General features: G+C 38.5%; 14 protein-coding genes. 6 read left to right on the forward strand and 8 right to left on the reverse strand.

Annotation, left to right across the window (positions count from 1 at the left end; translation table 11 throughout):
- The first annotated feature begins 45 nt into the window (after nt 1–45).
- Nucleotides 46–357: a type I secretion C-terminal target domain-containing protein gene (locus tag HMPREF0014_RS0206075; protein ID WP_031944288.1), complete on the forward strand. Its 312-nt coding sequence runs from the start codon at nt 46–48 to the stop codon at nt 355–357.
- Between the two features lie 83 nt (nt 358–440).
- On the opposite strand, the gene HMPREF0014_RS06765 is transcribed toward HMPREF0014_RS0206075, so the two are convergent.
- Nucleotides 441–770: a darcynin family protein gene (locus HMPREF0014_RS06765; RefSeq protein WP_020992184.1), complete on the reverse strand. Its 330-nt coding sequence runs from the start codon at nt 768–770 to the stop codon at nt 441–443.
- 121 nt (nt 771–891) lie between these two features.
- Here HMPREF0014_RS06765 and HMPREF0014_RS06770 point away from each other — a divergent pair, with 121 nt between their 5' ends.
- Nucleotides 892–1,491, forward strand: a complete 600-nt coding sequence (locus tag HMPREF0014_RS06770; protein ID WP_006581149.1) for a TetR/AcrR family transcriptional regulator — start codon at nt 892–894, stop codon at nt 1,489–1,491.
- A gap of 439 nt (nt 1,492–1,930) precedes the next feature.
- Here HMPREF0014_RS06770 and HMPREF0014_RS06775 read toward each other — a convergent pair whose 3' ends face one another.
- A complete protein-coding gene (locus HMPREF0014_RS06775; protein WP_227501316.1) occupies nt 1,931–2,629 on the reverse strand; it encodes a hypothetical protein in 699 nt (232 codons plus the stop codon).
- A gap of 285 nt (nt 2,630–2,914) precedes the next feature.
- Nucleotides 2,915–3,778: a LysR family transcriptional regulator gene (locus HMPREF0014_RS06780; protein ID WP_006581147.1), complete on the reverse strand. Its 864-nt coding sequence runs from the start codon at nt 3,776–3,778 to the stop codon at nt 2,915–2,917.
- 212 nt (nt 3,779–3,990) lie between these two features.
- Here HMPREF0014_RS06780 and HMPREF0014_RS06785 point away from each other — a divergent pair, with 212 nt between their 5' ends.
- On the forward strand, nt 3,991–4,884 hold the full coding sequence (locus HMPREF0014_RS06785; RefSeq protein WP_006581146.1) for a PhzF family isomerase: 894 nt from the start codon (nt 3,991–3,993) through the stop codon (nt 4,882–4,884).
- Between the two features lie 81 nt (nt 4,885–4,965).
- On the opposite strand, the gene HMPREF0014_RS06790 is transcribed toward HMPREF0014_RS06785, so the two are convergent.
- The 3 genes from HMPREF0014_RS06790 to HMPREF0014_RS06800 all read right to left on the reverse strand — a co-directional run bounded on the left by HMPREF0014_RS06790 (nt 4,966) and on the right by HMPREF0014_RS06800 (nt 9,412).
- Nucleotides 4,966–6,249: a ribonucleotide-diphosphate reductase subunit beta gene (locus HMPREF0014_RS06790; protein ID WP_004710391.1), complete on the reverse strand. Its 1,284-nt coding sequence runs from the start codon at nt 6,247–6,249 to the stop codon at nt 4,966–4,968.
- A gap of 137 nt (nt 6,250–6,386) precedes the next feature.
- A complete protein-coding gene (locus tag HMPREF0014_RS06795; RefSeq protein ID WP_002050433.1) occupies nt 6,387–6,521 on the reverse strand; it encodes a hypothetical protein in 135 nt (44 codons plus the stop codon).
- A 56-nt stretch (nt 6,522–6,577) separates the two neighbouring features.
- On the reverse strand, nt 6,578–9,412 hold the full coding sequence (locus HMPREF0014_RS06800; protein WP_006581145.1) for a ribonucleoside-diphosphate reductase subunit alpha: 2,835 nt from the start codon (nt 9,410–9,412) through the stop codon (nt 6,578–6,580).
- A gap of 329 nt (nt 9,413–9,741) precedes the next feature.
- Between HMPREF0014_RS06800 and HMPREF0014_RS0206080 the strand changes: the two genes are divergently transcribed.
- From HMPREF0014_RS0206080 to bfmS, 3 genes are read left to right on the forward strand one after another with little or no spacing between them, the layout of a single operon-like run.
- A complete protein-coding gene (locus HMPREF0014_RS0206080; protein ID WP_017393245.1) occupies nt 9,742–9,948 on the forward strand; it encodes a hypothetical protein in 207 nt (68 codons plus the stop codon).
- A complete protein-coding gene (bfmR, locus tag HMPREF0014_RS06805; protein ID WP_000076440.1) occupies nt 9,945–10,661 on the forward strand; it encodes a response regulator transcription factor BfmR in 717 nt (238 codons plus the stop codon). Before HMPREF0014_RS0206080 ends, bfmR begins: the two co-directional genes overlap by 4 nt.
- A gap of 32 nt (nt 10,662–10,693) precedes the next feature.
- Entirely contained in the window at nt 10,694–12,343 is a 1,650-nt protein-coding gene (gene bfmS / locus HMPREF0014_RS06810; protein ID WP_004710386.1) for a sensor histidine kinase BfmS, read from the forward strand.
- A gap of 21 nt (nt 12,344–12,364) precedes the next feature.
- Here the strand turns inward: bfmS and HMPREF0014_RS06815 are convergent, their stop codons facing one another.
- Nucleotides 12,365–12,718 carry a hypothetical protein gene (locus HMPREF0014_RS06815; RefSeq protein ID WP_002050462.1) on the reverse strand — a complete coding sequence of 118 codons (354 nt, stop codon included), beginning with the start codon at nt 12,716–12,718 and terminating at the stop codon, nt 12,365–12,367.
- A 92-nt stretch (nt 12,719–12,810) separates the two neighbouring features.
- Entirely contained in the window at nt 12,811–14,232 is a 1,422-nt protein-coding gene (locus tag HMPREF0014_RS06820; protein ID WP_006581144.1) for a sensor domain-containing diguanylate cyclase, read from the reverse strand.
- Nucleotides 14,233–14,644: the final 412 nt, after the last annotated feature.

The following is a 14,644-nucleotide window of genomic DNA, read 5'->3' on the forward strand; positions in this document are numbered from 1 at the left end:
GTGGTGTAAGTCTTGTGTTTCTTGCTCATGGTAAACTCCTGATGAGTGTGTTTAGTTTACCAAGTTAAAACCTCCTGTTTTTTCAGCACACATCATAATGGCATTGATACATGGTCAGACTTTACGGTTTCCCAAGGAGATAAAATCAATATTTCTGATTTAATCATTGGCCAAGCTAGTAAAGAAAATCTCAATCAGTTTGTATCATTTGAAAAAAGCGGTTCAACAGTTACGCTAAGTTTGGATAGAGACGGAAATGATGTAAATTATTCAGCTACCAAGCTATTAATTTTAAATAATCAAACAAATGTTACTAGTTTGGATGATTTAATTAAAGCTGATGTATTTATAATTTAGTTTCATCACTGATACTTTAATTTAAATTTTAAAGATTGAATAAAAAAACCGCTATTTGATAGCGGTTTTTTTATTCACGATCTCTATAAAAAAGCCTCATACTCCACATACCCATCTTCAATTGCAGGAATAATCTCTACAAACTCAAAGTAGGGCACTGTACAAAATTCAGAGTCTCGAATCGCATCAATCACAAAATAATAATCTTGCAGAGATGTGGTCTCAAACACAGCAATATCACTGGCTTTAGTGCTAAACGCTTCAACGTCATACCACCGAACTTTTACAGTCGGGTACTTCTCAAAAATAGGTTCAAGCTTTTGTGTACTAAACTCAGCGCGCTTTTCACGAGCTAAAGCCAACCAAGCAGGCAAAGCTCTTAAATGAATAAAAAAAGTATAGGTTCTAGACATAACTACTCCATGACTGAGCCGAGTTGTAGTTCAACTGAAAAGACAGCATTTACTTGTCATATCAATATGACTCAGTCAGTATATGAGTGATTACTCACATTAAATACTCGCATTTCGACTCATGTCAGAAACACTCCCAGACCCACGCAAACGCCCGCGTCAAGCACGCTTAGTGGCAACTTTTGAAGCTATTTTAGAGGCGGCTGCTCGCATTTTAGAATCGTTAGGCTTTGCTGGATTTAACACAAATACCGTGGCTGAACTTGCTGGGGTAAGCATTGGGAGCCTATATCAATACTTTCCATCTAAAGATGCTTTAATCGTTGAGTTAATTCGACGTGAGCGTGCAAAACTTTCAAATCGTATCGTTGAAGCCATACAGCAACATGAAGCCGCAAACTTAAAAGAAAAATTAAAACTCATCATTCAGGCTGCTGTGCAACATCAATTGAGCCGTCCGCAGTTGGCACGAACACTAGAGTTTGCTTCCGAACTTATTGGAAAAGATGTTGAGGAAAGTGAGCTTCAACACGAACTTGAAACCATAATTTCTGGTCTGTTTGTACGTTCTGATATTTCACATGCGCAGACAGCCGCACAAGATGTGATTGCTTTAAGCAAAGGAATGATAAACGCAGCAGGTATAACAGGGGAAAGTGATTTAAATCATTTACAGCAGCGAGTTGAAAAAGCTGTATTTGGGTATTTGGATTTGAGCTAGCGGACATAAGCCATGATTTCTGTTTGTCATGTGATATATAAGTTGTCATTTTCTATTTTAGTAATTCAAAAGTTTAGTAACTCTTACGACATATGATGGATTTAGATTAGATATTTATCAGCTTTAGAACCAAGAGAGATTACATGAAATTGTGGAGAGTTGATCAATAAGTAATCCTGAAAGGTGACAAAACATTAAAAAAGCCCAAGTACTATGAGTCGGGCTTTTTTAAAAATAAGACTATGATTTATATCAGAGAAAATTACATTTCGCATAAGCTGTATTATATTAATTTTAGATTTTCTTCTTAATTCAAAAGAAAAGTTAAACCCTTTTATTCTTTAACACATATAGTTTTATTTGTATTTTAAAAATATAGATTATCGTTTCAATCGTAGGGGTAGTTTAATTTGCTTAAATTACTCTGTGTAAATTTTATTTACATATACAATGCTCCTTGAACTAGATGCTCTTCCTTTAAATCATCTGTACATGATGTCAATTTATTTGATTCAATCATGTATTTCTTTAAAAACTCAATTTGCTGAGTATCGAGTAAATACTTACAAATATAGCTATCATAAGAATATGAAAGCCAATCATTGACAAATATTAAATAATAATTTCCCTGATCAATATTGAATAACAATTCAGTATGCTGATACTGATCTTCCACTATGAACAAACAAAAATTATCCCACTTCAAGAATTCAGTTCGATAAGGATGGCATTCAAAATATTTAGAAATTTTTTGCCCCTGTATGACTTGAATTTCTGGTAAATACTCAAGCACTCTTCTGATTGAAATTATAGTTGCACTAAAACTTCGTTCTGCCCCAAAACTATGACCCTCGTTAATCCACTCACCTTGAGATAATTCAGCCTCAATAACATAAGATTTTAAAACTTCAGTTGGTCGATCATATAAAGTATTCAGTTCTGAATGTGGAGGGAGCCAAAGCAAATAATATCGCCCATTTTTAGTATGTTGAGCTTCAGAGTCTTGTAAAGAAATTTGGTACCTTTCACCAACTCTAGGCAAAAGCTCATCTAACTTTATGATGGACTCCCAACTTAAATCCCAGTTTGTTCGAGACCAATTGGCAGAAGCAAGTAGTTCAATTTTATTTCTATTCATTTTGACCATTTATCAGCAATTGCTTATCCCAGAATTAACTTTAACTCAAATCTTTTACAAACCGCTAGCTAGCCAACAAAGGTCCTGTGGCATTAAGGATAAACTGACGAAAACATGTTATATCAATCATCTTATCCAAATAATTATTATTTAACATAATGGGCGTTACCTAAATAATATTTAAAAAGCCTTTTAAAATCACTCTGTACAACTTGAGTGAGACATAACTCGGTTTAATTTAAAATTTCTTTTCGAATTCAAAATTAGAATAAAAACTAATGTTTATCACAACAGATATTCTTGTAGTTCTTTTTCAATCGTCTCGCTAATCAAAGTTGAATAGTCACTATCCTTAGTATCTAAATGACGCATTAACCACACATCTTGTTTTAAAGTTTGCTCAGGTAGTATGGGCACTAAACCAGAAGCCTGCGCAATAAAACAAGGCAGGGCTGTAATTCCTTGTCCTTCAATGACTGCTCGTAGTTGCGAGTGCATGTTATCAAAAGACAAAGCAGGGACTGCATCTTGGGTGAGTTCACGCAACCATTGTGCCAAAAAGGTATATTGAAGGCTTCTGTCCCAACCAACTATACGATGATTCAATAAATCATCAGCCGTTTCAGCATGCTCTGTGAAACTGGCGAAATAATCCTTACTACCATAAAGCCCATACTCCAGTTGGCCAAGCCGCCGAATAATGTAACGCCCACTTTCTGGACGAACAAGTCGAAGAATAAGGTCAGCTTCCCGTCGGGAAAAATCAACTGGAACGACACTCGTTGAAATCTCTAATTGTAAATCTGGATGCTTCAGTTGCAATGCTGTTAGCTTTGATTGAAGCAACTGTTGCCCGATTAACTCAGGTAAAGCAATGCGGAACAATGATTGTTGCCCTTGATCATTGTAACGTTCCATCGCTATTAAATGCTCTTCTGCTTTTTCAGCCAAAGCAAAAAAATGTTTTCCAACATGGGTGAGCGTATAGCCATCACTATCTCGAGAAAAAAGAACCGTATTGAGGCTTTTCTCCAGTTCAACGGCTCTGCGATGTACGGTAGAAACACTAATACCAAGCAATTTTGCACTGCGGCTCAACCCGCCAGTTCGCCCAATAGCTAACAAAATTTTAGTATCGTCCCAGTTCATACCTTTCCATATTTAGAAAATGCGTTTGCAATAAAAACTATAGTATCGCCGATGTTTAGATTTATACAATTCAAACAAGTACTCAAAACTCATTATTTGAGACGACTAACCTTTTAGAGCTAAGGCATGTGTCGTTGCAATTAAATAAGATTTTCTGGTTATGGCAGGAGCTATTTCTGAGATCACAATATTAACAACAGAGGAGTTCTGCCATGACGACCATTTATGTAGTTGATGCATTTACCACCCAACCAAATACAGGAAATCGAGCAGGGGTTGTGCTAGATGCTGACCAACTTACAACGCAAGAAATGCAAGATATTGCTGCATTCGCAGAGTATTCAGAAACTGCCTTTGTTTTATCACCAAAAGATCCAAGCCATGACATACATGTTCGATATTTTACCCCTACACATGAAGTCCCAATCTGTGGACATGCGACAATCGCCACTCATTTTTTACGTGCAACTACAGGCCACCAATCAGACTATCCATTAATCGCAAAAACAGGAGCTGGTCATTTACCCGTTTCAATATTCGGAAGTCCAGAACAGTTATTGGTGAAAATGACTCAAGGTCGTGTAGAGTTTTTATCACCTTTTAATGCGAATCAAAGGGCTGAACTCGCAAGCGCATTGGGTGTGAGTGTGAATGATTTTGCTGACTTACCAATACAAGTTGTCACGACGGGGCATTCCAAGGTGATGGTGCCAATGCTGAGCAGAAATAAGCTCGATGAATTAATTCCAAACAATGAAAAATTGAAAGCTATTAGTGCTGAAATAGGTTGCAATGGTTTTTTCCCCTTTGTCTTGGAAGGGAGTAGGCAAGAACCTATTACTTATGGTCGAATGTTTGCACCTGCAATCGGTATAAATGAAGATCCGGTAACTGGTAATGCAAATGGTCCAGCGGGAGCGTACCTTGTTCACCATGATTTAATCGAATGTGACCAGAAAGTAAGTTATTGGGGGTATCAAGGTCTCGCAATAAAAAAACCGGGGCGAGTTCTAGTGACAGTTGAGAAAATAGATTCAATATTACACGTTAGTATTGCAGGTCAAGCCGTTTTAGTTGGCTCAGTTTTGTACTCTGGAAAAGATTGATTATATTTAAGAAATTATGACATTTTGAGTAATAAAAAAACCGCTATAGATAGCGGTTTTTTATTTGGCAGATGCTTAATCTTACCAGCTTAACGCACCACCAGTTTGGTAGTCAGTTACGCGAGTTTCAAAGAAGTTCTTCTCTTTACGTAAGTCCATCATCTCAGACATCCACGCAAATGGATTCGTTACACCAGCAAATTGCTCTGGTAAACCTAACTGAGATAAACGACGGTTACAGATGAATTTCAAATATTCTTCCATCATGCTTGCATTCATACCCAATACACCGCGTGGCATCGTGTCACGTGCATATTCGATTTCAAGCATAGTACCTTCAAGAATCATTTGAATGACTTCTTGCTGGAACTCGGCAGTCCAAAGGTGAGGGTTCTCAATCTTGATTTGGTTAATCATGTCGATACCAAAGTTCAAGTGCATAGACTCATCACGCAAGATGTATTGGAACTGCTCAGCAACACCGTTCATCTTGTTACGACGGCCCATACTCAAAATTTGAGTAAAGCCACAGTAGAAGAAGATCCCTTCAAGTACACAGTAGAACGCGATCAAGTTACGAAGTAAACGTTGGTCATTTTCAGGCGTACCTGTGTGGAAAGTAGGGTCACTCAATGATTGAGTATATTTCAAGCCCCAAGCTGCTTTACGTGCAACTGATGGAATCTCGCGGTACATGTTGAAGACTTCGCCTTCATCCATACCTAAAGATTCGATACAGTATTGGTAAGCGTGAGTGTGAATTGCTTCTTCAAACGCTTGACGCAAAATATACTGACGGCATTCAGGGTTAGTAATGTGACGGTAAATCGCCAATACCAAGTTGTTCGCAACCAAAGAGTCTGCAGTCGAGAAGAAACCTAAAGAACGCATAACAATAGTACGCTCATCTTCGGTTAAGCCATTTTCAGACTTCCAAAGTGCGATGTCATGGTTCATGTTCACTTCTTGCGGCATCCAGTGGTTTGCACACCCGTCAAGATACTTCTGCCAAGCCCATTCGTATTTGAATGGCACAAGCTGGTTCAAGTCAGCGCGACAGTTAATCATGGCTTTGTCGTCAACTTGAACGCGTTGCGCGCCCATTTCTAACTCTTCAAGGCCAGGAGCAACATCCAAATGTTCTAAGGCTTCAGATGCTCGAGCCATTGAATCGGTTGGATTTGTTGATCGCACGGAATGGGTTCCAGCGGATTGTGGAGCTGCCACGCTCTGCGATGATGGCTGCGCAGCAGATACATTCTGCGAATCAGACGTTTTTTCCGGTTGGATGGGCGCAGACTTGTGTTCAGGTGCAGCCGGTTTTTGCGAATCATCTTCAAAATCGTCCCAACTAAGGATAGACATTGTTGTTCTCTCTTCGTTGTATATATCTATGTTCGACATCTCTAAACGAAGATGTCACTACTATACGCTTATAATGTGTAAACAAAATTAAGTTTTATCGATGTATGACCAAATTTTGGGCCTTTGGTCCATCATCCCTACAACTTATTTTGCTTACGCTGTTGTTTACGGATTTTAAAAAAGGCGTAAACCATAGGCGTATAAAAGAAAATAAAGGCAAAGATTAAGATTCCAACACCAAGCATATAGTTATGGCTGAGATGAGAAAACATAATCTTTACCTCGTTTAAAGTTGCTCTTTTTGTTTAAAGAGCAACTTTATTGAATATTATTGGCAAGCTTCGCAATCTGGGTTGTCGATTGAACAAGCCATAGGAACCGGAGCTGCTTGAGTAAAGCCGTCTTCTTCAACTGCTTCAGGCTTTTTCGCTTCTACTACTGGCGCTGCTGCAGGTGCTGCCGCTTCTACAGTTGCAGGTTTAACCGCGTTTAACGCACCTGTGTTAATTGTAGATTTTTCAGCAGAAGTTGCACCTAAAGCTCGGAGGTAATAAGTCGTCTTAAGACCACGTAACCATGCCATCTTATAAGTAATGTCAAGTTTCTTACCGTTTGCACCAGAGATGTAAAGGTTAAGAGACTGTGCTTGATCAATCCATTTTTGACGGCGTGATGCAGCATCAACAATCCAACGTGGCTCAACTTCAAACGCAGTAGCAAAGATTGCTTTTAATTCTTCAGGAATACGAGCAATTTTTTGTACTGAACCTTCAAAGTGTTTAAGGTCGTTAACCATTACTGTGTCCCAAAGACCACGGTCTTTTAATGCACGAACAAGGTAAGGGTTAATAACAGTGAACTCACCAGACAAGTTAGATTTCACATATAAGTTTTGGAATGTTGGCTCAATAGACTGAGAAACACCACAAATGTTTGAAATGGTTGCAGTTGGAGCAATCGCCATTACGTTTGAGTTACGCATACCGTCTTTTTGAACTTTGGCACGTAAAGTGTCCCAGTCTAAACGTTGAGTACGGTCAACTTCGAACATACGTTCTGGACGAGATTTAGCAACAATTTCTAAAGAGTCGATTGGAAGGATACCTTGATCCCACAATGAACCTTTGAATGTTGAGTAAGCGCCACGTTCAACAGCCAAGTCACTTGAAGTTTGGATTGCATAGTAGCTAATCACTTCCATTGACTCGTCAGCAAAGTTCACAGCTTCATCAGAACCGTAAGCCATACCCATTTCGTAAAGCGCATCTTGGAAGCCCATGATACCCATACCAACAGGACGGTGTTTCAAGTTAGAGTTTTTCGCTTGTGGTACAGCGTAGTAGTTAATGTCGATAACGTTATCGAGCATACGAACTGCTGTTTTAACCGTACGCGCTAACTTTTCACGGTCTAATACGCCGCCTCTAACGTGTTGAACAAGGTTGATCGAACCTAAGTTACATACTGCAATTTCGTCTTGGTTTGTGTTTAACGTAATTTCAGTACATAGGTTAGATGAGTGAACTACGCCAACGTGTTGTTGTGGTGAACGTAAGTTACATACATCTTTAAACGTGATCCAAGGATGCCCAGTTTCGAACAACATAGAAAGCATTTTGCGCCATAAGTCTTTCGCACGTACTTTCTTGTGCAACATGTTCTGTTCTTTCGCAACAGACTCATAGTATGCATAGCGTTCAGCAAACTCAGCACCAGTTAAATCGTGGAGGTCTGGAGTTTCAGATGGAGTAAATAGTGTCCATTCGCCATCTTCAAACACACGTTGCATAAATAGGTCAGGAACCCAGTTTGCAGTGTTCATGTCATGAGTACGACGACGGTCATCACCTGTGTTTTTACGAAGTTCTAAGAATTCTTCGATGTCTAAGTGCCAAGTTTCTAAGTACGCACATACCGCACCTTTACGCTTACCACCTTGGTTTACCGCAACAGCAGTATCGTTCGCAACTTTAAGGAATGGAACAACACCCTGAGATTTACCGTTTGTACCTTTAATATAAGAGTTCAAGGCACGTACAGGTGTCCAGTCATTACCTAAACCACCCGCCCATTTAGAGAGCATCGCGTTGTCACGCATTGCACCATAAATGTCATAAAGGTCGTCACCAATCGTTGTTAAGTAACAACTTGAAAGCTGTGGACGTAATGTACCTGAGTTAAACAGGGTAGGCGTAGAAGCCATATAGTCGAAGCTAGACAACAAGTTATAGAACTCGATTGCACGCTCTTCTTTATCTTGCTCATTCAGTGCAAGACCCATTGACACACGCATGAAGAATAATTGTGGTAATTCGAAGCGAACGCCATTTGAATGGATGAAGTAACGGTCAAATAGAGTCTGTAAACCTAAGTAGGTAAACTGGTTAGAACGTTCTGGCTGAATTGCTGCTGCTAGTTTTTCTAAATCGAACTTAAGCAAGTCTGGTGAAAGCAAATCAAGCTCTACACCTTTTTTCAAGAATGCTTCAAGTGCATTATTTTCAGCTGTATCTGCCGGTAAACCTAAGAATGCTAAACCAGTGCTGACCAACTCATCACGGAGCAAACGCGCAGTTACGTATGTATAGTTAGGTTCTTGTTCGATACGTGTACGTGTTGCCATCATCATGGTTGTTGCAATATCGCTTTCTTTTACGCCGTTATATAAGTTTTTAACGGTTTCATCGATAATTGCTTCAACCTCAATACCTTCTAAGCCTTCAGCAGCTCTATTTACAGTTGCTTTCAGTGCACTTAAATCAAGTGGTTGAAGCTGACCGTTTGCATCAGTAACTTGCAAGGTAGGGTGGTGGTTTGAATTTGTTTGCTGACGAGCGCTAGCACGTTGTTCGCGGTAAATTACATAAGCGCGGGCAACTTTTTGTTCCCCAGTACGCATTAAAGCAAGTTCTACTTGATCTTGAATTTCTTCAATATGGATCGTACCGCCCGATGGTAAACGGCGTTTAAAAGTATTTAATACCATTTCCGTCAACTGGGTAATACGGTCATGAATACGGCTTGAATCCGAACTCTGTTGACCTTCCACAGCAAGAAAAGCTTTACCAATCGCAACAGAAATTTTCTCTGCATCAAATGCAGCAACATCTCCAGTACGCTTAATCACCTGAATTTGACCAGGAGTCGAAGTAATTACGCTCATGCCAGCATAGCTCCATTGTCACTTTTGTTATGTTCATAGACCGTTTGAACCGAGCAAAAAACATGCCACGATATTTGAGGGATAAACACAAGACTTAGTAGTTAAAGTTTATTTTCAACACAAGATACGGGATTTTTTAAGCTAGATCAATCTTGACTTTTTAGTAATTTTTTATCTGTATGATTTGTCGGGAGATAGCATACCAAAGCTATGAAAAAACACTTATAGATAACTTTGTGGATAACTCAAAAAACAAACACTTGAGTGAATTTAAATTCATCTAAGAAATAATTTGTTTAATATTCATACATAGGAAATATGAATAGATTATGACATATAAGAATAATAAACAGATATCAAAAATACTTGAAAATTCAAAGGTTAATAAAATGCAACAAAACATGGTTGTCATGTATCAGTTTGGTGAACGCCTACTTGTTTACAATGTAAACGTGTGTATATTGCAAATGATAAACGAATGTATCTGCAAGATTTTTAAGATGCATGTAATGAGATTTATAGGGGCAATGATATGAGCCAAGAAGAAAAGTTACCAAAGATTCTGATCGTTGAAGACGACGAGCGTTTAGCGCGATTAACTCAAGAATATTTAATCCGCAACGGTTTGGAAGTTGGTGTAGAAACTGACGGTAACCGTGCAATTCGTCGTATTATTAGTGAACAACCAGATCTTGTGGTCTTGGATGTCATGTTGCCGGGTGCAGATGGTTTAACCGTTTGTCGTGAAGTTCGTCCACACTACCATCAACCAATTTTGATGTTGACTGCACGTACTGAAGACATGGACCAAGTACTTGGTCTAGAAATGGGTGCAGACGATTATGTCGCTAAACCGGTTCAACCACGTGTATTATTAGCGCGTATTCGTGCACTATTACGTCGCACAGATAAAACTGTTGAAGATGAAGTTGCTCAACGTATCGAGTTTGACGACCTAGTCATCGATAATGGCGGCCGCTCTGTAACGTTAAACGGTGAACTTGTTGACTTTACAAGTGCTGAATATGACTTGTTATGGTTGCTTGCATCAAACGCTGGTCGTATTTTATCGCGTGAAGATATCTTCGAACGTTTACGTGGTATCGAATACGATGGTCAAGACCGTTCGATCGACGTACGTATTTCGCGTATTCGTCCAAAAATTGGCGATGATCCTGAAAATCCAAAACGTATTAAAACTGTACGTAGTAAAGGTTACTTGTTTGTTAAAGAAACCAATGGATTGTAAAATCTGATTAAACTTCCTATAAGGTTGGTCGAGTGTTTAAACACAGTATATTCCTGCGAATATATGCGGGGCTGGTAATTCTTGTTGTTTTGGTGGCTGTTTTTGGGTATTTACTGGTACAAATTATCAACTACCAACGCGCACAAGAATACCGAGAATCTTTAACTGATGGTATTTCTTATGTCATTAGTGAAGGGGTCGCTCGACAACCTGGGAAGCAGCAAAAGATAGATTGGATTTCTGATGCATCTGATTTGCTCGAACTTCCAATTTACTATACTGATGCAAGTAAGGTTGAATTGTCTCGAACCGAGAAAAAGCGGATTGAAGCACAAAAATCTGTTGTTCGTTACGATGCCAGTAATAGCATTGCGTATGTCATTATTGGTTTGCGTGACGACCCACAACATTACTTATCTATAAAAGTCGACAAAATTAGTGAACGCCAAATGAAGGCGCTCCCTATTTTTGTACTCGACTACTTAATGTTTTATCCGGGGCAGGAACAAGAGTACCTTGCCAAGATTCAAAAACACTTTTCATATCCAATCAATATTCAAAACATTCAAGATGTAAATCTGGACTCTGAACAGATTGGGCGTTTACGCCAAGACCAAAGTGTCATGTTGTATAAAGATAGTGCAACAGTACGTGGTACGACCATTTCGATTGTCTCTCCAATCCCGAATCATCCTGCACAAGTGTTGGTGTTGGGCCCAGTTCCAATGTTTAACTGGATGCCTTTACAGCTTTCTGCGGGTATTACCTTATTTAGCTTATTCTTATTAAGTTTGGGTGTTTACGGTTTGATTTTGCCGCTAGAGCGCAAAATTCGACAAGTGCGTTATGCATTAAACCGTATGAAATCGGGTGATTTGTCATTGCGTGTTCCGATTGAAGGAAGTGACGAAATGGCTAACTTGGCTTCAAGTTATAACAATATGTCTGATCATATCCAGCGTTTGATTGAAGCTCAACGTGAGTTAATGAGAGCGGTATCTCATGAACTCAGAACGCCTGTGGCACGTATTCGCTTTGGTACAGAAATGTTAGCCGAAGAAGATGACTACAATCACCGTATGCATCAGGTCGACATGATTGATAAAGATATTGAAGCACTCAATACCTTAATTGATGAAATCATGACTTACGCAAAACTAGAGCAGGGTACACCTTCACTAGATTTTGCAGAAATTGTACTCTTTGAAGTGTTGGATCAGGTTGCAGTTGAAACCGAAGCGTTAAAAACACAGAAAGAAATTGAACTCATTCCACCACCTTTATATGTGAAAGTAGATGCAGAGCGTCGTTACCTTCACCGTGTTGTACAAAACCTAGTAGGTAATGCTGTTCGTTATTGTGATAACAAAGTGCGTATTACTGGTGGTATTCACAGCGATGGCATGGCTTTTGTCTGTGTTGAAGATGATGGTCCCGGTATTCCTGAACAAGATCGTAAACGTGTATTTGAAGCCTTTGCACGTTTAGATGATAGCCGTACACGTGCATCTGGTGGGTATGGTTTAGGACTTTCGATTGTAAGCCGTATTGCTTATTGGTTTGGTGGTGAAATTAAAGTAGATGAAAGCCCAAGCTTGGGAGGCGCACGTTTTATCATGACGTGGCCAGCACATCGCTTTAAACAGCCGCCATTAAAGGCAAATAAAAAAGCACCTGCATAAGGTGCTTTTTTATTGGTTTATTTATAATTGAGTGGCATCAGGTTCTAAAATTGGTTTCCCGCTTCTTAAACTGTTTAGCGCATCTGTATTAAAGTCAATTAACAGCGAATTGTTTTTAGCATCGATTTGATATTTTTGAATAAGAGGCTGGTCTCCATTCAAAGTTTCAACTCTATATGAATCCGCAATATGTAAAATGCCTTCTAGATTTGTTGTGGTTGACGCGAAATCTTGTCTAAAAATTTCATAGACATCTCGCAAGTCAAAAATGGCATTATCTGCATCTGGGTGTTTTTGAATATAGCTTTCTATATGTCGCACGAGTAATTGTGCAAACAAGTAATAGTCTGGTTTATGCGTATATTCTAGATTCATACATTTTTCTCCTTATTATCTGTTATTAGCATACATGGCAAAACAGAAGTTATTGTATAAAATTCATTACACTAGATGATGACTTTAAAATATTACAAAGAAATAAAAACTCGGTTACGTCCTTGGCGCTTTGCTTGATAGAGTGCGTCATCTGCTTCTTTAAACAAGCTTTCAATAGATCGGTGGTAGTTTGGAGAATATAAGCTAATGCCAATACTGACCTGTACAAAAATAGGTAATTTGCCATAAACATATATGGGTTGCTGACTAATTTTAATACGTATTCTTTCTGCAAGTTCAAAAGCAGCTTCTTTAGTCGTGTCAGGAATAAAAATTGCGAACTCCTCACCTCCAAAACGACCCAGTAAGTCATGAGGGTGCAGAATATTTTGTATAGTGGTTACACAGGTTTGTAAGGCTCTATCACCAATCAAGTGACCATAACTGTCATTCACCTTTTTAAAATGGTCGACATCCAACATAAAAAATGCAGAGGTTTTATGTTCTTTTTGTACTTTTTCTTGGAGTAAACGAACCGATTGTAAAAACTGACGTCGAGTTAAACTCGATGTGAGTTCATCATGGGCAATAGCATGTTGTAATTTTTGAATTAATTCAGAATGAAGTGCACTAATACTGGAAACAGTAAGTGGTGCAATGGTCATCATGATTAGCCCTATACGGATAGAAATAGTATTGCTTAAATAATCTTGTGGATACAGTAATAAATAATGACCAGAGACATGATAAATAATATACGCACTCGTAAAAGAAGTAATGAGAGCCACAATAATGGGTTTATAGCGTATAGCGCACCAGATTAATGCGGCAATTGGATAGAGTAGGGAACCTGGACCTGAGTCATAATAACTGACAGCTATTGAAATGAGGACAGCCAATAAAGGCAGAAAATCAACAGCCTTTACATATACTTGATTACCTTTAATGTAGTTTTTTATTTTAAGATAAGGAGGGAAGTTTAAAATGATTGGCAATAACAGTAAGGCATTTTGAAGTTCTGATGTAACCCAATAACCAAACTCAGCCCAAAAGCTGCCAATCATAAATTTGGTATTAAACATCGGTACAAAAGTTGCTGCAAAAAAAGCACCGGTTATGCTACCAATACCGCACAGAGCAAATAAAACCAAGTAAGAATAGCCTCGATAGGCAGCTTTTATATAACGACCAAATAACATTGCAAGTGCTAATGTCATGACGACATATAGGTAATTTGAGGCAGTTAAAATAAGGGTGAGAAAAAGAGGAGTGCCCTTAATTAAATCGGCAATCATGTAACCGATAAAAGCTCCTACAAAACTACCGACTTGTCGTGTTTGTGGAAATCGAATGAGTAGACCTAAAAATACGGAGTTAGCAGGCCAGAAAAATGCAAGAAAACTAAGAGGGCGAGATGCAATTCCAATAAAGCAGCATATTGAAATAATGAGAGTAAATAGGAAAAAAAACTTCAGGGAAGAAGAAAATGAAAATTCACGAAGTGAGTATGGCATCAGCTGCCCTTAATGATAAACACTCTTATCCAAGAGTAATAAAATATTAATGCATGATTAAACATTCATCATAATTCAGAGGGGAAGATGAATACAATAAAAAACCGTCTAATATTATAAAAAAGTAAGGTGTTTATTTTGACCGATTGAGCAATTGTGCAAATAATATTAAAAATCAAAAAATGAAAAAAATCATTACAACTAAGAAAACTATCAAATAAACCGATTATAAGCGGTGAAACCCCCTCTACAAGACATAGAACAATACTTTTGATTGGAAAATCATCCAAAAGACTAAGACGCTTCAACTAGCATGCGAAATTAGAAATCAGGTACAATTGGCGGGATTAATTTTGTGTTTGGTGTATTCAAAGGCCAATACATACATTCTTTGTTAAATAATAGGCCTGCC

Source organism: Acinetobacter sp. RUH 2624 (assembly GCF_000162375.2).
GTDB lineage: Bacteria > Pseudomonadota > Gammaproteobacteria > Pseudomonadales > Moraxellaceae > Acinetobacter > Acinetobacter nosocomialis.